This is a genomic window from Microbacterium luticellae (genome assembly GCF_050408645.1).
In the GTDB taxonomy this organism is placed as follows: domain Bacteria; phylum Actinomycetota; class Actinomycetes; order Actinomycetales; family Microbacteriaceae; genus Microbacterium.
This window is the reverse complement of the sequence record NZ_JBNTKE010000002.1, coordinates 514,767-531,642: the sequence shown is the minus strand read 5'-3', so window position 1 is coordinate 531,642 and position 16,876 is coordinate 514,767. Positions and strand designations below refer to the sequence as shown.

Genomic DNA, 16,876 nt, shown 5'->3' with positions numbered 1-16,876 from the left:
GGAGCACAGCACGATGTTTCACGTGAAACACGAGGAGATTGCCTGCGCGGTGTGGCGGGCGCGACATGAACGATTCGGTCGAGAGGCGACGCTGCCCCTTTCGGAGTATCGCCACTAGATGAGCAGGGGCATCCTGTCTAATCGCGTGCCGGTATCGGTCCGGAATCTGGTGCTGCTGGCTTTGATGTTGCGGTCGTTAGGCATCGACCGCGATCCGATCAGACAAAGAAGTGTTCCGTATGCAGGATGGGTGCTCGTGACGCTCGATACTGGTGCGAAATACCTACTCGCGTGAGACGAGAACCCGTCATGCTCGTTACCAATACCCAGGAGGCGCCTATGGAAAAACAAGAACCTGAATCATACGAGGAAGCGCTGCATCGCAGAGGCGACCCTGGATCGTAGGCGCTGCGTGCTGCCCTGCACCGTGGTGCGAGCTAACGCGATTCATTACGAGCCTGTGCGATCCTCTACGACCCACCGTGATCCTCTACGACCCACCGTGATCCTCTACGACCCACCGTGATCCTCTACCCGGCGCTGCAATTCAGTGAAGAGAAGTCCCGATCTTGGGTGTGGGGGAGTGGAGGGAGAGCAGTGCGCTCGCGCAACCCGAGAGAAGGGCACAGTACGACCCCCAATGTTTCACGTGAAACACACAGGCCCGCCTCTCGGTGAGAAGCGGGCCTGTGCGAAAGGAAAGCCTATTTCAGGTATGCAGCCAGATCGCTTTCGAGCGCCGCCTTACCCTTAGCGCCAATGATCGTCTGCTTCACTTCGCCGCCTTCAAACACCTTCATGGCAGGAATCGAGGTGATCTGGTACTTCATAGCGAGGTCAGGGTTTTCGTCAACGTTCAGCTTGAGTACGGTGATCTTGTCTCCGTGCTCGGTCTGAATTTCGTCGAGGATGGGCGCCACCTGTCGGCACGGGCCACACCAGGCAGCCCAGAAGTCGACAAGCACGGGGCCGGATGCTTGAAGAACATCGGCATCCCATGTGGCCTGAGTTGTTGCTTGAGCAGTCATAAATTCTCCTTGAAAAGCTACTGGGGAGGGGAGTGGCGTTCTTAGTTTTCAACGCCCCATACGATGATTGTGTTCCCGGGTGAATTAATCGGCGGCGGTGGCCAGTGCTGGCGCGTCGGCCGCGGCAGCTAAGAAATGCTCGGCATCGAGGGCCGCGGCTGTTCCGGAACCTGCCGCGGTTACTGCTTGACGATAGTGCGGATCGATCACATCACCAGCGGCGAAAACACCTTCAATAGAGGTGCGCGATGAACGGCCATCAACCCAAATGGTGCCTTCATCGGTCAGATCAAGCTGGCCGTGAACGAGGTGCGTGCGTGGGTCGTTACCGATAGCGATAAACACGCCCTCGACGCTCAGGTCACGCTCTGAACCATCGACGGTGTCGAGCAAACGCACGCCGGAAACCTCTGCATCGCCAAGAATCTCGGTGACCTCGGCGTTCCAAATGAACTCGATCTTGTCGTTAGCAAAAGCTCGATCTTGCATGATCTTTGAAGCGCGAAGCGAATCGCGGCGGTGAATAACGTAGACCTTGTCAGCAAAGCGAGTAAGGAAGGTGGCTTCTTCCATGGCCGAGTCGCCCCCGCCCACAACGGCGATCGCTCGCTCACGGAAGAAGAATCCGTCGCAGGTGGCACACCACGAAACACCGTGCCCTGTCAGCTTTTCTTCGCCGGGCACGTCGAGCTTGCGATAGGCAGAGCCGGTGGCATAAATGAGTGCCTGGGCTTCGAGCACCGTGCCGTCACTCAGGGTGGCACGCTTGACTGGTCCCGAAAGCTCAAGCTCGGTGACGTCGTCGTAGATGACGGTGGTGCCGAACCTTTCGGCCTGTTCCTGCATTTTGGTCATGAGGTCGGGTCCTTGAATACCCTCGGGGAACCCGGGGAAGTTTTCGACATCCGTGGTATTCATGAGCTCACCGCCCACCTGTACCGAACTGGCAACTAGCTGCGGCTCCAGGCCTGCCCGTGCTGCATAGATGGCAGCAGTAAAGCCTGCCGGGCCAGAACCAATGATGATGAGCTGGTGCATCTCTCTCCTCGCGTTCGCGTGCTTCAACACATGGTAGTCGCGTGATATTCCAGAAGCCTGCACATGTTTCACGTGAAACATGTGCCGCGGGTTACAGAGCAGCGGGAATATCGATGATTCGCTCATCGCCGCTGAGTGCCATAAGGCTCCCAGCCGAGGCCGCGGCAATGAGGTCATGAAAACCGGATGCTTGTGACGGCGGAATCCACACGGAGAGCACGGCCTGTGCACCATATTCCGTATCGCTCAGCGACGCCTCATGAGACTCGACCCAGTCGCGGACAAGGTTCTCGATACGACCGGCGTCGGCATGGGGGACAGCGACCGTAAATTGGCGCAGCATCCGGCGCTCAACAAACGATGCTGTGTCGAGGGCCTCGGAAACAGCAGAAGAATAGGCGCGTACCAGGCCACCCGCACCCAGTTTTACACCACCGTAGTAGCGGGTGACGACGGCCACGATGTCGGTGAGTGTGCGTCGGCGAAGAACCTCAAGCATGGGGATCCCTGCGGTACCCGAGGGCTCGCCGTCGTCAGACGAACGTGCCTGGTCGGCAAGCAGCCCAGTCACCATCGCTGAACAGTTGTGTGTGGCATCCCACGCCTTTTTCTTGATGGCGGCGATGATCGACTCTGCCTCGTCGATTGACGTGACGGGCGAAAGATGAGTGATAAACCGAGACTTTTTAATCACCATCTCGTATTCGAGCGCCCGAGCGATGGTGGCAGGATATTCGCGGTCGGTGGTCACCCTTCGAGGCTACCCAACCGTCAGGCGAGCGACCGAACCGGTCAGCGTCGTGTGGGCAGCAGTCTCTTGACGAGACCGCTGGCAACAGAAAGTTCGGGTGCACGCAGCACCGCCAACACCGCCACATACACCGCGACTGCCACAAGACCAATGGTTGCGGCACCCACGGCACCCATCAACTGGCTTGACGCAGTCCAGCCCGAGACACCACCCATGAGCAAGAACACGGTCCATCCGGCAAGAGCGGCGGGCGCGGCGGCAACAGCAAATCGGCCGAGTGCCTTCATCCACGTGACCGTGCCGATCGTGCCGAGGCGGCGGTGCAGCAGCCACGTGGCGACAATCGTTTGTAGCGTTCCGGCGATCGATTGACCCAGCGCAATGCCCGCCGCCAAGAACTGCAGTGGTAAAACTTCGGCCTTTACGAGGGCGCCTGCACCCAGCGCGGTGGCAGCGATCACAACGCACTGAAAAAGTGTGAACCAGAACGGCGTGCGGGTGTCGCCATAGGCATAAAATGTGCGCTGCACAATAAACAGCACGGCCAACGAGACCAGACCTGCCAGATAACACAGCAGTACGACAGCCGCCTCGACCGCGTCGCCGGATGACCGGGTGAATACGCGTGACGCCGGCACACACGCTGCCACAACAGCAGCCAGCGCACCCATAAGAAAAAAGCCGAGAGTCCGGATGCTGCGGCTAATATCGCGGCGCACGTCTTCGTGGCGTCCGGCCACAGCATGCTCACTCAGCTGCGTAAAGTACGGGGTGCCAATCGAGTGCACGATCACCGAATAGGGGAGCATGAACACGAGCCACGCATTCATCATCACGGCGACAGAAGAACCAGCATCCGAAGCCCAGTAGGCAATCCGGGTCTGCACAAAACCTGCGATCACACTCACCAGGGCCATAAGAAAGGTCCAGCCGGCGAGGCGGCCAATTTCGCCGAGACCGACGCCGCGCCAGTGGAAATCGGGGCGTAACCGGATGCCGGTGTGCTTCCAGAAGAAGAGAAGTATGGCGGCCTGCACAGCGATTCCGGCTGTTGCGGTGCCGCCGAGAGCGGCGATCATGCCGGGCGTCCACTGGTCGACCTCGCTGAGGTCGGTGCCAAAAACCACGATGATCGCAAGAAAACCGATAATCGAAATGATGTTGTTGGCGATGGGGGCCCACGTGAACGGGCCGAATATGCGCCGCGCGTTGAGTGTTTCACCGACGAGTGCGTACACGCCGTAGAAGAAAATTTGTGGCAGACACCAGTACGCAAAAGCGGTGGCTAAAGCCTGTTGAGCTGCGGTGCCATCGGCGGCGAGCGAAACAAGCCACGGTGCGGCGAGTGTGGCAATACCTGTTGTGATGAGCAACAGAACGGTGCCGAGTGTAAAAAGCTTAGAAATAAACGCGTTGCCGCCGTCGCGTGCGGTGGCGGCTTTCACGATTTGCGGAACAATAACCGCGGTGAGAACACCCACCGAGATGAGCTGAAACACATCGTTGGGCAGCTGATTGGCCACGGCAAAAGCATCCGCAGAGCTTGAAGCAACCGCGCCAACAACGGCGACTAAGACGATACTGCGCAGCACCCCGGTGATGCGCGAGATCATTGTTCCTGCGGCAAGGAGCGCACTCGCGCGTCCGAGACTGCTCATGAGACTCCTGGTGAGGCCGACGACCCATCCGGGTCGGTGTTCTGCGTGCGGCGGCGGCGAATAGTCCGCCAAATTCCGGCGGCAATGAGCAGAGTTGCGGCACCCGCGAGCACCACGAGACCAATGGTCTCCCACTCTGCCCGCACGGTAAGGTGCGCGATCTGTGTCGACCCAATGGCAACGCCAGTCGTACTCGCCAGTGTCATGACGAGGTCTACCTCGCCACTGGCAATTCGTGCTTCAACAGGCACCTTTGCGCGTTCGGTGGTGTTGCCTTCGGCATGAATCTTTGTTGTGCGCTGCACATCGAGGCGGGGGTCTTGCGGCTGCGCCGTCAAGATGACCGTGATGGGGTAGGGCAGATCGTTACGCACCCATACGGGAACATCAACGGCGGCGCTGATCAAAATCGGGTTCGACGGTTGGATACCGACAGCGTCGAGGATGTCGGTCGTGTGTTGGCGATGTTGAGCGAGGGCTTCAGAGAACGGTGTTGTGACAATTCGAGGGCCCACGGTGAGGAGACGAAGAATCGCAATTCTTTCGCGGTCGTTCAGCTGGGCAGGGTTATCGAGAATGCTGGAGAAGAGGCGCAGCTTCTGTTCATCGGCGAGCAGGCTGTTTACCGCTTCGGCGCGTTCTGTGTCGTCGTTGTCGCGTACGCTCACCGACACCGGTTGCGCATCGACCAGTTGTTGCAGGCTCTGCGCTGCGCCACCACCTAGCGCCACGATGGCGGTGCGAAGGGCGTCTTCGGTGCGTGACTCGTTACGGTCTAACCCCACCAGAGTTGTTTGTTGCGGATTGGAGAACGACAGCAGAGCGGTGGCTTCGGTCAGGTGCGCACCTCGCTGCACGGCATCCGGCTCTTGTGCTGCCATGCTCACGGCGGCAGAGACTTCGCTGTCGGTAACCAAAAGCGCACTGTTCTGTACGCGTGCACGCGGGCCCGGCGGAGGAACCTGGGTGGCAAGCGCGCTGGAGGGCACGATCGTTACCGGGGTGGTTGCTCCCGCAGCTGGCGGCAGAGCACCCTCTGTGGCGGGCTCGTCGGCCTCGGCCATGAAGGTATTCATTTTTTGCACCGTGTTGGCAGACAGGGCTCCGCGTGGCCATACGACGGCGCCGCGGGCCTGAGGTACAGCGAGAAGATCGTCGAGCGCGGGCTCGTCGTTGACAGAATCTGAGTCGTCGGAGTCGGGGGTCGCTAGCGCATCTGTTTCTGTGGGCAGAGTGCCACGAAAAGCATCGAGTGACTGTATGGACAGGGGCTTATCGAGGCCTGCCGCAGCCTGGGCGGCAGTGTCGGCGTCGGCAAACTGCAGTGCGAATCGCTCATTCGGTAATGCTTCGAGCCGGGCTAGCCACTCCTGAGAACTGGCTGGCGCGTTGTCGCCATGCAGGCGAATAGCGGCGACGATGGCCGGGTCGATAGCCAATACAGCACGGGTGCCGTCAACAGCGTTCAGTTGTTGGGTGAGGGCCCCGTCGGCCGAGGTGAGATCGGTGAGCTCATTCACGCTCAAAATGTAGTCATCGGGTGTTGCTGTGATGGGTACGAGAGTAGTGACGGGTGAGAGGTCACCGGCCTGCACGATAACAACGCTGCGAGCCATAGTGAGCGTCGATGCAGAGTCGTCATCGGCGGTGACCATGAGGGTCGCCTGGATGGGGTAGACACCGGGCTTGAGCGCGTCGAGGTCGGGCGAGGGCACGACCGTCGTGGCGTATCCCTGGGTGTCGGGGTCGATCGCGGGGGTTGCCGTGGTGCCGAGCAGAGTGAAGTTGCCAGGAGACGCGTCGCCATGCAGCCAGGTGAGCACCTCTTCGCGGTCGTTAAGGGCTGTGTGTGAAATTTCTAGCGTCACACGACTGGCAGAAAGCGCTACCGTGCCCGGATTAGTGATTGCGACAGTGGCAGAAAATGGTGAACCGCTGCGGTAACGCCCCTGCGCTTCGGGAATCAGCGTGATCGCCGGTTCGGGCTCGACTGTGGCGGTGGGCGACGGTGTTGGTTCGTCAGCCATCGCGGGCAGGGCACCACCGGCAGCTGCGCCAACACCCAAGAGTAGGGACAGCGCCACGGCGGAAGCGCGCACAAAGCGGCGGATCCGTTTGCCTCGAGGGCGCAGAGAAAGAGGGGCTGTCATTGTTTTTGTGTGCTCGTTGCCGACCGTTTCGGTGAGAAGAGTCTGCTCTGTGATTCTAGGCGGCGTGGCCTCGTGTTGCCTGCAGATTCACCTGTCGGTAATGCCGCGTAAAGTTACGCGCGTGAGCATTCATCTCAACCCACGCCCGGATGCCGCTGTATGCGCGGCGTTAGCTGCCGACTTTGACGCCGCCAATTTTCGTTCTGAGCCGCTGCGTACAGCGTGGGGTGCAGAGGCCGATGATGCTTTGGTCCGCGGCATCCGGAGCCCTATTGTTCGTGCTCTGCAGGGACGAACAGATGCACTTGCCACGCTGGCCCGTTTGTTTGTTGTGGGTATGCCTCAGCCGCGCGACGATGTTGCGGCGGCGCTGCCGCGCACGACACTAGAGGGTTTGCGCGCCGTGGGGCTTGCTGCCGAGGACGACGATGTCGTTGTGCCGGCTGCGCTTGTTCGCCCGCAGTCTTTTCTGGACGGCGACGGTGTGGGGGAGTGGTGGATCGCGAGCGATCTCGATGAGGTTGCCCTCGGCGGCGCGATCGCCGCGGATCATGTGCTGGGTGTGGGTGGCGCCTCGACGACTCTTGCCGAGGTTGTTGTGCCAACGCCGGTCGCTCGTGCACTTGATGTGGGCACCGGATGCGGTATTCAGGCACTTTTACTTTCACGTCGCGCCGAGTACGTGGTGGCCACTGATGTCTCGCAGCGCGCGCTGGCCTATGCCGAGATCAATGCGCTGCTGGCCGGCATCCGGAATATTGAATTTCGACACGGCAGCATGTTTGAACCCGTGGCAGGCGAGAGCTTTGACCTGGTTGTTTCGAATCCGCCGTTTGTGATCACGCCGCGGAATGATGCGGTACCGACGTATGAATATCGTGACGGTGGTTTGGCCGGCGACAGGCTGATTGAACAGCTCGTGCACGAAGCGCCTCAGTTTTTGACGCCCGGTGGTGTGGCGCAGTTCTTGGGTAACTGGGAGTCGAACACCGAGCATGACGGCATTGATCGTCTGCGTTCATGGGTGCCAGACGGCACGGATGCGTGGGTCGTGGAACGCGAACAGTTAACGCCCCTTGCGTACGCTGAAATGTGGGTTCGTGACGGCGGAATCACCACTCTCGACACCCGGTTTGAGCAGCTTCTGCACGCGTGGCTCGACGACTTTGCTGCCCGCAATGTGTCGTCGATTGGCTTTGGTTATGTGCTGCTGCGACGACCGGATGCTGGTGATCGTGCGCCTCTAGCCCGCTATGAACGAGTGGAGCAGCCGTTAGCCAACCCCGGCAGAGCGCTCGAAAACGGTTTGATTGCGTGGGATGCCTTAGCCGACGGCCTACCCGAAAGGCTTGTGGTCGCTGCCGATGTGACCGAGGCTCGCCACCATATGCCTGGCCATGATGCGCCGCGCGTGATTGAACTGCGGCAGGGCGGCGGTTTTTGTCGCACAGTGCAGGTTGACCCGGCTCTCGCCGGCATCGTGGGTGCGTGCGACGGCGAATTAACGGTGAGTCAGATTGTGGCGGCGGTTGCGCAACTGTTAGAGGTTGATGCGCACGAACTGTGGGACGAGGTTGAACCACAGCTGCGGGAGCTTTTTGTGAACGGTTTTGTGGTCACTGCGGAATAGCCGCGTGTTGTGAACGGTTGGGGTGGGCATGAAGGCTTTCGGATTTCTCTCGTTCGGTCACTACGCTGATGTGCCCGGTTCGGCGACGCGCACGGCGGGCGACATGCTGCGGCAAACGATCGAGTTGGCCGAGGGTGCAGATGAGCTCGGTGTGAACGGCGCCTATGTGCGAGTGCATCACTGGGCGCGACAGGCGGCTTCACCCATGCCTTTATTGACGGCCATGGCGGCTCGTACGAAGCATATTGAGGTTGGTACGGGCGTTATTGACATGCGTTACGAGAATCCGCTGTATTTTGCTGAAGAAGCAGCGGCGCTCGATCTGATCGCTGATGGCCGTATTGCGCTGGGTGTGAGTCGTGGTTCGCCCGAGACAGCACTGCGCGGTTATGAAGCATTCGGGTATTCGGATGCTGAAGATACCGAGCGTGGCGGTGTTATGGCGCGCGAGAAATTCGCCGAATTTTTGCGGGCCATTGATGGTGAACGGATCGCGCCGGGTGACCCGCGTGCTGTAGGCGAGGGCCGCTATTTGGCGATCGAGCCACAGTCGCCGGGGCTGCGTGATCGTATCTGGTGGGGTTCGGGTTCTCGTGCCTCAGCGGTCGAGACAGGCACGTTGGGTTTGAACATGATGAGTTCAACACTGGTGACCGAGGCAACAGGGCAGCCGTTTCACGTGTTGCAGCGCGAGCAGATCGATTCATTCCGCGAGGCTTATCGCGAGGCCGGGCACACGCGAGTGCCTCGTGTTTCTGTGAGCCGAAGTGTTTTTCCGCTCGTATCAGACCAGGATCGTGCCTATTTTGGTTTGCGTTCTGAACAGAGCCACGACCAGATCGGCATAATTGATGGCCTTCGGTCGACATTTGGGCGCACTTATGCGGCAGAACCGGATGCTCTAATCGATGAGCTTCGCCGCGATGAAGCCGTGATGGCGGCTGACACTTTGATGCTCACAATCCCTAACCAGTTGGGGCCAGAATACAACCTGCAGGTGCTCGAGTCGTTCGCGAAGCATGTTGCCCCTGCCCTCGGTTGGAAGCCGAACACCGAGGGTCCGGTCGAGGGCTACGCCGTGTGACCTGTTCGTGAATCGGGTCTTGTCGAGTGCGGAGGGCAGTGAAGTTCTTGGGCAAGTTCAGAGCCTGCTCACTGCGAATCGCTTTCATGCTCGCGGCATCGTGCAGTTTCAGGCCTGGGCACATTCGGGTCAGCGCGACGCCACACCCGTCGCATCAGAGACGAGGAGTAGCATCGGCGCCGAGTACTGCAACTAACGGCTGATATCGAGGCGTTGCACTCCCTGTTCAGCCGCGTGCCCTACGCCGGGCAGACGATGCGCGTTGACTTGCTTGGGCCACCGCGATGAATCACGTGCTGCTTCATCGACGTGCGACACAGCGGACACTGAGGGTCAGCCGGTGGCACATAGGGGGTTTCATTCGGATCGCCCAACTGAGGAGGACCCTCAAACTGGGAGAAAAACCGGTTCCATGCAGCCCAAAAACCTGGCTGACCATCCCAAGGTGTTGCGTGCCACAGGCGACGCTTCTTCTCTCGCTTGCCCACACTCCCATGGTAGGCGAGCTATATGTGAGACAGCGTGACGCTAGGCGCTAGCGGAGCGACCCTGGGTCGCAGCATCCGGCGTGGTGAATGTGGTTGGTATGGCGTCCCAGCCAAGTAAACCTGCACCAAGAATGCCGCCGTCGGCCTGCAGGGCCGAACCGATCACTTGTGGTGCGGAACGCCACGTAAGCTTTTCTTGAATTGCCGTGTGGACGGCAGAGTAGAGCGAGTCGCCCGCGAGGGAGAGTCCGCCAGCCAAAACAAACAGTGTTGAATCAAGCACCAGCGTCAGTGAGGTGAGTGTGTAGCCGAGGGCGTCGATTGCGTCGTCCCAAATGGCGCGGGCGTCGGCATCAATTGCGTAGCGTTCGCCGATCTCTTTGGCGGTGCGCGCCTGCCCGGTACGTGCCGTGTATCGGCGCGCTATACCGGCCGCCGACGAATAGATCTCGAGGCAGCCATACTGTCCACACACGCACAGGTCGTTATTCGGAAAAACGGGCATGTGGCCGATCTCGCCCGAGGCACTCGTGCCGCCGCGCAGCGCCCGGCCGTCCGTAAAAATCGCGCCCGCAATACCCGTGCCCAAGGCGACGAGCACAAAATCGCGGGCACCGCGCGCGGCACCCAAACGGTATTCGGCTAAACCAGCCGCCCGCACATCGTGACCGATCGTCACCGGAAGCGAAAGGTGCTCTGACACATGCTGACGCAGCGGCATATCGCGCCAACCCAGGTTCGTTGAGTACTCCACAACGCCCCGCTCTTCATCGATAACACCGGGCGAAACTACGCCCGCTGCAACGACAGAAAGGCCATGGCCGCGCGCACTATCGGTTAATTGCGACAGCACGCCTCGCACCGTCGAGATGACGTCATCGCTGGGTGTAGGTGCGCTGCAGTGATGAAGAAGGGTGCCGGATGCTGTCATGAGCGCACCCTTGATCGATGTGCCTCCGATGTCGAGGGCCACGACAACGTCGTGCTCTGCCGATGCAGAAGAAGACAACGAAAGCTCACGCATGACGACTCCAGAGGAGGGGGGAACGACAAAGAACCGACGGTAGAAGGCTCGGTGTTAATGCTAAGTGGTAATAGTAATATTTGGCAACCTCCTTAACTATTACCGTGCTCTTGCGGTTAAAGAAGATACTGCTATTGCTCAACGGGTATAGTGCTGTCTGTCTCGAAAACAGAAAGTGCCGCATGAAACCCGACTATCCGCTCCTGGGCGTTTTGGCCCGTGCACCCCAAAGCGGTTACAGCCTGGCTAAGTGGCTGGAATCCGATGGGCAGTTTCTGGGCCGCAAACCCAGCATGACCCCCATTTATCGGGCGCTGGCTAACTTTGCCGACCGCGGATGGGTCGAGGCCACAACGGTCGCGCGTGAGTCGGCCCCGGATGCCAAAATTTATCGACTTACCGCAGCCGGCCGGCATGCTCTCATCGAGTGGGCAGAGAGTCCGTACGAACCGGCACCGCGCCCCATGTCGCCCGACTTCATGGTGCGGCTCAACTTCGCAGGCCAATTGGGCGCACCGTATGCGCTCCGCATTGTTGAAACCGAACTCGACTATCGCGTGCGTCAGCGCGCTGCCGAAGGGGGCCCGCATCAGCCGGCCGCGTTAGAACCGATACCTGAGATTGATTCTGAGTGGCTCGAACACCTCAGTCTTATCACCCACAGTCGTGGTTGGCAGTCAACCTCGCTGTATATCGGATGGCTGGAAACCCTGCGCGCCGAACTGCAAACGATCGTGGCGCGTGAAGCCCGCGCTCGTGCTGCAGCAGCATCCGAATAACCCCTCGTCAGGAAGAAACGAACCGCAACCGTGAGAGCTATGAACCGCCCCAATATTGTTTTTATTCTTGTTGACGACCACGCGCCCCACGCGATCTCGGCGTACGGCAGCGTGGTGAACTCCACGCCGAACATCGACCGCCTTGCTCATGAGGGCGCTCGCCTTGACGCCATGTTTTGCACCAACTCGATTTGCACGCCGTCGCGGGCATCGATTCTCACCGGCACCTATAGCCACGTCAATGGTGTTCCGAGCATCTTTTCCGAGATGGACTACCGTGTGCCCACGTTCGTCGATGTGTTGCATGAGCAGGGGTACGCTACGGCGCTGTTTGGCAAGTGGCACCTGGGCGAATCACAATCGGCCCAGCCCCGCAACTTCGATGAATGGCTCGTTTTTCCTGGCCAGGGTGATTACAACGACCCCCTCATGATCGGGCCCAACGGCGAACAGCGCATGGCCGGATACGCCACCGATATCGTCACGGATCTCGCGTTGGACTGGTTGGAGCGCCGCAATAACGAGCAACCCTTTGCCCTCTTTGTGCACCACAAAGCACCGCATAGCCCCTGGGTTCCCGACCCGAAGCATTCACACCTTTACCCGGTGGGCAGCATTCCCGAACCCGAAACCCTGCACGACGACCATGCTTCGCTGGGCACATGGGTGTCACGCACCACCATGTCGATTGCCGACGACCTCACCAAGGACTACATCCCCGACGAGGTTCCGCAGGAACTCCTCGGTGACGACAAACGCCGTGAACGAGCCAGCTGGAAGTACCAGCGCTACATGCGCAACTATCTCCAGTGCATCCAGTCGATCGACGACAACGTCAAACGCGTTCTCGACGGGCTCGACGACGCAGGTATTGCCGAAGACACCATCGTCGTGTACTGCTCCGATCAGGGTTTTTTCTTGGGTGATCACGGCTGGTTCGACAAGCGGCTCATGTTTGAACAGTCACTGCAAATGCCGACACTGTTCCGGTATCCGCGCAGCATCCGGCCCGGTACTGCGGTAGAAAACATCGTGACCAATATCGACTTTGCCGACACACTGCTCGAACTGTGCGGTATCGACGTCGAGACGGCACTGCCGTCTTCTCAAGGCACAAGTTTTGCCCCGCTCCTACGCGGAGAAGAAGTGCACGAGTGGGCGACATCGATGTATTACCGATACTGGGAACACGACGACCCCAACCATCACGTGTCGGCCCACTATGGTGTGCGCACGCTCACCCACAAGCTCATTTGCTATTACAACGATGGCCTCGGCGTGCCCGGTGCATCATCGACGCACTACCCCATGGAATGGGAACTATTCGACCTCGAAAAAGACCCGGCCGAACTGCACAACGTTATTGACGACCCGGCCTACACGCAGATTCTTGCTGACCTGCGCGGCGAGCTTGCGCGGCTGCAAAAACACTATGGCGATGAACCCTACAACGGTCCAGGAACACCGCACCCGGAGTGGGCAGAAGGGTTCCAGCAGTTCTCATAGCGTCATAGCGGCGGCCCGCGGCGGGGCATCCGTGGGAAACAGTAGACGGAATGTTTCGCACACCACCGGCATATCGGGTGCGAACCCCCGCGGGCTCACGGCGTGAGTACGCCAAAACTGTTCGTGCACACGCCGCCAGTGCGCCAGCGAACGGTCGCCCTCGCCCTCGGCAAAAGCGTGCTCGGCTGTGACCTCAACAAACGGCACGACCGTGACAGCCGTGGTCTCAATAACGCCACGTGGTTGGCCCGAACCATCGAGAATAACGCTGAGGTCGCCGGGGCGAGGGAGTGGCTCGCTCTCGGCCTCGTAGTCCCACAGTGACGACGCGGTGGCGACCTTGATTCCCTGCATCACCAGGTCGAGCAGTTCATCGGCATGTTCGGGGGTGGCACCGAATGCCCATGCCTCGGGAGCCTTGCTCGGCAGGCTCGGAAGATGCTGTCGGCACTGGTTCCAGAATGCTTCTACTGTCGCGGAATCGCTCATGACAACCACGCTAATGCCACCGGGTGTCATGGGTGGCGTACCGGCCCGGTAATCTGGAATCCATGCTCAATATGGCCGAAGGTTTGGCTCGTCTCGGCGCACTGGCCGATAACCCGGTCGTCGCTACCCTGGCGCGTGCTTTCGCCGACGCAGGCTACGAACTGGCCGTTGTGGGCGGCCCCGTACGCGACGCACTGCTGGGCCGCGACACGCACGATCTTGACTTCACCACCAACGCCCGACCCGACGACATTCTGCGCATCGTTACCCCCGTGTCAACAGCACAGTGGGACATCGGTCGAGAGTTTGGCACGATCGGCGCACGAATCGCTGGTGAACAGGTCGAAATCACCACCTACCGGTCCGACGCCTATGACGGCGCCACGCGCAAACCCAGTGTGCAATTCGGTGACAGCATTAACGGCGACCTCAGCCGCCGCGATTTTACTGTCAACGCCATGGCCCTCATGGTTCCCAGCGTCAAACTGGTCGACCCGACCGGTGGCGTCGAAGACCTCATCGCCGGCATATTGCGTACCCCCTCTAACCCAGCACAGAGCTTCGGCGATGATCCACTCCGGATGCTGCGGGCAGCACGCTTCGCCGCCCAGCTGGGCTTCACTGTCGACGAGCCCACACGCCAGGCAGTTGCCGACCTTAAAGCCACGCTGTCGATCGTGAGCCCCGAACGGGTGCAGGGCGAGCTGGTGCGGCTTATGCAAACCGATGACCCTGTGCGCGGCATCCGGTTGCTTGTTGAAACCGAACTGATCGAACAGTTTTTGCCCGAGGTGTCGGCCCTGCGACTTGAAGTCGACGAGCACCACCATCACAAAGACGTGTATGAACACACGCTCACGGCGCTTGAACAGGCCATGCAGCTCGAGAAGCAGCGGCACCCCGGTGAGCCCGGTGATGCTGTTTTGCGTTTGGCTGTGCTGCTGCACGACATTGGTAAACCCCGCACCCGCAAACTCGAAGAAGGTGGGGGAGTGAGCTTTCACCACCACGATGTTGTGGGAGCACGTATGGCCCGCAAGCGCCTACAAGCGTTGCGGTTCGATAAAGAGACAATCGACGCGGTGTCGCAGCTTGTTGAGCAGCACCTGCGGTTTTTTGGCTACGCGGAGGGCGCGTGGTCAGACTCGGCGGTACGCAGGTATGTACGCGACGCGGGAGGCCAACTGGAGCGCCTGCATATTCTTACGCGCGCCGACGTAACAACGCGCAATAAACGCAAAGCGGCCCGGCTGGCACGAGCATATGACGACATTGAGTCACGCATTGCTGTGCTGCGCGAGCAGGAAGAACTCGACGCGATACGCCCCGATCTCGACGGCAACCAGATTCAAAAAATCTTGAATATCCCGCCCGGCCGGGATGTAGGAGCCGCATACAAATTCTTGCTCGACATCCGGCTCGATGAAGGAGTACTGGGCGAAGAAGAAGCCGAGCGTAGATTGCGGGAGTGGTGGCAGCAGCGTCATGATGACGCATCGGCTACCGAATCCACAGGCAATTAGCGCACAATATTCCTCGGTACCGGTAGTGCTCTCGGCCCCACAGCGGCCTTTCATGGTAGACGTTATGGGGGGCACTGCGGCCTGAGGGAGGAACATGAGTGAGTCCGCTGCCGCGCGCATTGAGCGCGAGGCTACGGGTGTCAACTTACGAGAAGAGGTGGAGTCTCTCGTAGGTGCTGCCATTGTGTCTGGCGAACTTGCACCCGGAACACTCGTTTCTGTGCCGTCGTTGGCCGCGCAATATTCGGTGTCGGCCACGCCAGTGCGCGAAGCTATGGTGAACCTTCAAAAGCGTGGCTTTGTTGAACCCGTAAGAAACCGCGGGTTTCGAGTCACCGCGGTGAGCGATCGCGATATATATGAGGTCACTGTGCTGCGGGCCTGGCTTGAAGTGCCGGCGATGCGTGAGGTTGCGCACATTTTTCCGCACGACCGGATTCGTGAGTTTCGTCAGATGGCCGACGACATCGTGATGGCGGTCGACGAGGGCGACCTCACCGGCTACCTGCAGGCTGATGCAGACTTTCACTCACATATTCTCACTATTCTTGACAACCAGCGTCTGATCGAGACCGTGACAAACCTGCGTCAGGAAACACGGATGACGGGTCTTGCTGCGCTATTGGGAACACCGCAGTTGCGCCGAACAGCATCGGAACACCACCTTATTCTTGACCTCTTGCTCGATGGCGATGCCGATGGCGTGGCCGAACTTGTGCACAGCCACATTGTGGGGCACCTGCACGATCTGTACCCCGAGACCCCCGCTGTCACGCCGGGAACATCACTCACACTCGACGACTAGAAGCCTTCGGCCAAAATTTCGGCGTACGACGACGACAGTGCCGCCCGCACAGCAGTGATCGATGGAGCATCGGTCACTGACAGTCGCGTTGACGAAAACACTTCGCGCCGCGCCGGATGCGGCAGCGGAACCACGCGCACGTTTGCTGGTGTTCCCACTAAGAACAGCTGCGGCAATATGCCCACCGCTTCACCCGCTTCTATGAGTCGCAACTGCGTCAATAGATCGGCCGTTTCAAACCGCACATCCGGTTCGAAGCCTGCCTCGCGTGCCTTCTGAGCGACCCAGATGCGGGAGGCTGTTGTGCGCGGCTCGGCAACCCAGGGTGCCTCGGCCAGATCGGCCAGCATCCGGGTGGCAAATGGGCCCTGGGTGGGTGTGACGAGCATGAGCGGGTCGTTACCGAGCACCTGGTGATCAAGGCCGATGCGGTGGGGCCGGCGGACTCCCGGATACTGTTCGGCAACAACAAGGTCGAAGTCGCGGGTCGTTGTTTCGAAAAGACCCTCGTCGGGTTCTTGCTCAACCATTTCGAGGCGCAGTGCCGGATGCTGCGAACGGAGCCTTCGAATAGCGCGGGGCATGACCGTGTGGGCGATCGACTGAAATACGGCTATGCGCACGGTGCCAGCGATCTCGGCAGAGAACGCTGACAGTTCTGCCTCTGTTCGCTCGAGGCTGTCGAGCAGTTCCCCCGCCCTTGTCGCCAAAAGCTCACCGGCTGCCGTCAACTGAACCCTTCGGCCGGATCGGCGAAGCAGACGCACACCGGCCTCTCTTTCGAGGATCGCCATTTGCTGCGAAATCAGCGACGGCGAATAGGAGAGAGCGCGAGCCACCTCGGCAAGGGTGCCGCGGAGTTGGAATTCTCGCAGGAGGCGAAGCCGGCGCATTTCGAGCATGACACCAATAGTGAACCAGAA

General features: G+C 60.0%; 14 protein-coding genes. 6 read left to right on the top strand and 8 right to left on the bottom strand.

Translation table 11 applies throughout. The features are described 5' to 3' along the window. Positions 1-704: 704 nt before the first annotated feature. From trxA to ACQUSW_RS08130, 5 genes are all read right to left on the bottom strand, one after another. A complete protein-coding gene (trxA, locus tag ACQUSW_RS08150) occupies positions 705-1,028 on the bottom strand; it encodes a thioredoxin (protein ID WP_428931791.1) in 324 nt (107 codons plus the stop codon). A gap of 84 nt (positions 1,029-1,112) precedes the next feature. Beyond that, on the bottom strand, positions 1,113-2,066 hold the full coding sequence (gene trxB, locus ACQUSW_RS08145) for a thioredoxin-disulfide reductase (protein ID WP_428931790.1): 954 nt from the start codon (positions 2,064-2,066) through the stop codon (positions 1,113-1,115). A gap of 91 nt (positions 2,067-2,157) precedes the next feature. Next, positions 2,158-2,817, bottom strand: coding sequence for a YigZ family protein (locus ACQUSW_RS08140; RefSeq protein ID WP_428931789.1), 660 nt, complete (start codon positions 2,815-2,817; stop codon positions 2,158-2,160). Between the two features lie 41 nt (positions 2,818-2,858). Then, entirely contained in the window at positions 2,859-4,475 is a 1,617-nt protein-coding gene (gene murJ / locus ACQUSW_RS08135) for a murein biosynthesis integral membrane protein MurJ (protein ID WP_428931788.1), read from the bottom strand. Continuing rightward, the gene (locus ACQUSW_RS08130) at positions 4,472-6,625 is read right to left on the bottom strand and encodes a DUF6049 family protein (protein ID WP_428931787.1); all 2,154 of its coding nucleotides are present in this window, start codon (positions 6,623-6,625) and stop codon (positions 4,472-4,474) included. The genes murJ and ACQUSW_RS08130 overlap by 4 nt, the downstream gene beginning before the upstream one ends. A 100-nt stretch (positions 6,626-6,725) precedes the next feature. On the opposite strand from ACQUSW_RS08130, the gene ACQUSW_RS08125 reads away from it, so the two are divergent. Both ACQUSW_RS08125 and ACQUSW_RS08120 read left to right on the top strand, forming a co-directional pair. Further along, positions 6,726-8,255 (top strand): DUF7059 domain-containing protein, encoded by a 1,530-nt coding sequence (locus ACQUSW_RS08125; RefSeq protein WP_428931786.1) that lies wholly within the window; start codon positions 6,726-6,728, stop codon positions 8,253-8,255. Between the two features lie 28 nt (positions 8,256-8,283). Further along, complete coding sequence (locus tag ACQUSW_RS08120; RefSeq protein ID WP_428931785.1) at positions 8,284-9,339, top strand: LLM class flavin-dependent oxidoreductase; 1,056 nt, start codon at positions 8,284-8,286, stop codon at positions 9,337-9,339. A gap of 528 nt (positions 9,340-9,867) precedes the next feature. Here the strand turns inward: ACQUSW_RS08120 and ACQUSW_RS08115 are convergent. Next, positions 9,868-10,851, bottom strand: a complete 984-nt coding sequence (locus tag ACQUSW_RS08115; RefSeq protein ID WP_428931784.1) for an ROK family protein — start codon at positions 10,849-10,851, stop codon at positions 9,868-9,870. Positions 10,852-11,033: 182 nt separating this feature from the next. On the opposite strand from ACQUSW_RS08115, the gene ACQUSW_RS08110 reads away from it, so the two are divergent. Together ACQUSW_RS08110 and ACQUSW_RS08105 are read left to right on the top strand one after the other, a co-directional pair. After that, a complete protein-coding gene (locus ACQUSW_RS08110; protein ID WP_428931783.1) occupies positions 11,034-11,630 on the top strand; it encodes a PadR family transcriptional regulator in 597 nt (198 codons plus the stop codon). A gap of 39 nt (positions 11,631-11,669) precedes the next feature. Beyond that, entirely contained in the window at positions 11,670-13,136 is a 1,467-nt protein-coding gene (locus ACQUSW_RS08105; protein WP_428931782.1) for a sulfatase family protein, read from the top strand. Here ACQUSW_RS08105 and ACQUSW_RS08100 read toward each other — a convergent pair. Further along, entirely contained in the window at positions 13,131-13,625 is a 495-nt protein-coding gene (locus tag ACQUSW_RS08100; protein ID WP_428931781.1) for an ASCH domain-containing protein, read from the bottom strand. The genes ACQUSW_RS08105 and ACQUSW_RS08100 overlap by 6 nt on opposite strands. A 62-nt stretch (positions 13,626-13,687) precedes the next feature. Here ACQUSW_RS08100 and ACQUSW_RS08095 point away from each other — a divergent pair, with 62 nt between their 5' ends. Together ACQUSW_RS08095 and ACQUSW_RS08090 are read left to right on the top strand one after the other, a co-directional pair. Continuing rightward, the gene (locus tag ACQUSW_RS08095; RefSeq protein ID WP_428931780.1) at positions 13,688-15,148 is read left to right on the top strand and encodes a CCA tRNA nucleotidyltransferase; all 1,461 of its coding nucleotides are present in this window, start codon (positions 13,688-13,690) and stop codon (positions 15,146-15,148) included. A gap of 94 nt (positions 15,149-15,242) precedes the next feature. Then, the gene (locus tag ACQUSW_RS08090; protein WP_428931779.1) at positions 15,243-15,953 is read left to right on the top strand and encodes a GntR family transcriptional regulator; all 711 of its coding nucleotides are present in this window, start codon (positions 15,243-15,245) and stop codon (positions 15,951-15,953) included. On the opposite strand, the gene ACQUSW_RS08085 is transcribed toward ACQUSW_RS08090, so the two are convergent. Next, positions 15,950-16,855: a LysR substrate-binding domain-containing protein gene (locus ACQUSW_RS08085; protein ID WP_428931890.1), complete on the bottom strand. Its 906-nt coding sequence runs from the start codon at positions 16,853-16,855 to the stop codon at positions 15,950-15,952. The genes ACQUSW_RS08090 and ACQUSW_RS08085 overlap by 4 nt on opposite strands. Between the last annotated feature and the right edge of the window lie 21 nt (positions 16,856-16,876).

Coding starts and splice junctions, on each gene's coding strand:
- trxA (WP_428931791.1), bottom strand. CDS start 1,028: ATGACTGCTCAAGCAACAACTCAGGCCACATGGGATGCCGATGTTCTT.
- trxB (WP_428931790.1), bottom strand. CDS start 2,066: ATGCACCAGCTCATCATCATTGGTTCTGGCCCGGCAGGCTTTACTGCT.
- murJ (WP_428931788.1), bottom strand. CDS start 4,475: ATGAGCAGTCTCGGACGCGCGAGTGCGCTCCTTGCCGCAGGAACAATG.
- ACQUSW_RS08130 (WP_428931787.1), bottom strand. CDS start 6,625: ATGACAGCCCCTCTTTCTCTGCGCCCTCGAGGCAAACGGATCCGCCGC.
- ACQUSW_RS08125 (WP_428931786.1), top strand. CDS start 6,726: ATGCCGCGTAAAGTTACGCGCGTGAGCATTCATCTCAACCCACGCCCG.
- ACQUSW_RS08120 (WP_428931785.1), top strand. CDS start 8,284: ATGAAGGCTTTCGGATTTCTCTCGTTCGGTCACTACGCTGATGTGCCC.
- ACQUSW_RS08115 (WP_428931784.1), bottom strand. CDS start 10,851: ATGCGTGAGCTTTCGTTGTCTTCTTCTGCATCGGCAGAGCACGACGTT.
- ACQUSW_RS08110 (WP_428931783.1), top strand. CDS start 11,034: ATGAAACCCGACTATCCGCTCCTGGGCGTTTTGGCCCGTGCACCCCAA.
- ACQUSW_RS08105 (WP_428931782.1), top strand. CDS start 11,670: ATGAACCGCCCCAATATTGTTTTTATTCTTGTTGACGACCACGCGCCC.
- ACQUSW_RS08100 (WP_428931781.1), bottom strand. CDS start 13,625: ATGAGCGATTCCGCGACAGTAGAAGCATTCTGGAACCAGTGCCGACAG.
- ACQUSW_RS08095 (WP_428931780.1), top strand. CDS start 13,688: ATGCTCAATATGGCCGAAGGTTTGGCTCGTCTCGGCGCACTGGCCGAT.
- ACQUSW_RS08090 (WP_428931779.1), top strand. CDS start 15,243: ATGAGTGAGTCCGCTGCCGCGCGCATTGAGCGCGAGGCTACGGGTGTC.
- ACQUSW_RS08085 (WP_428931890.1), bottom strand. CDS start 16,855: ATGCTCGAAATGCGCCGGCTTCGCCTCCTGCGAGAATTCCAACTCCGC.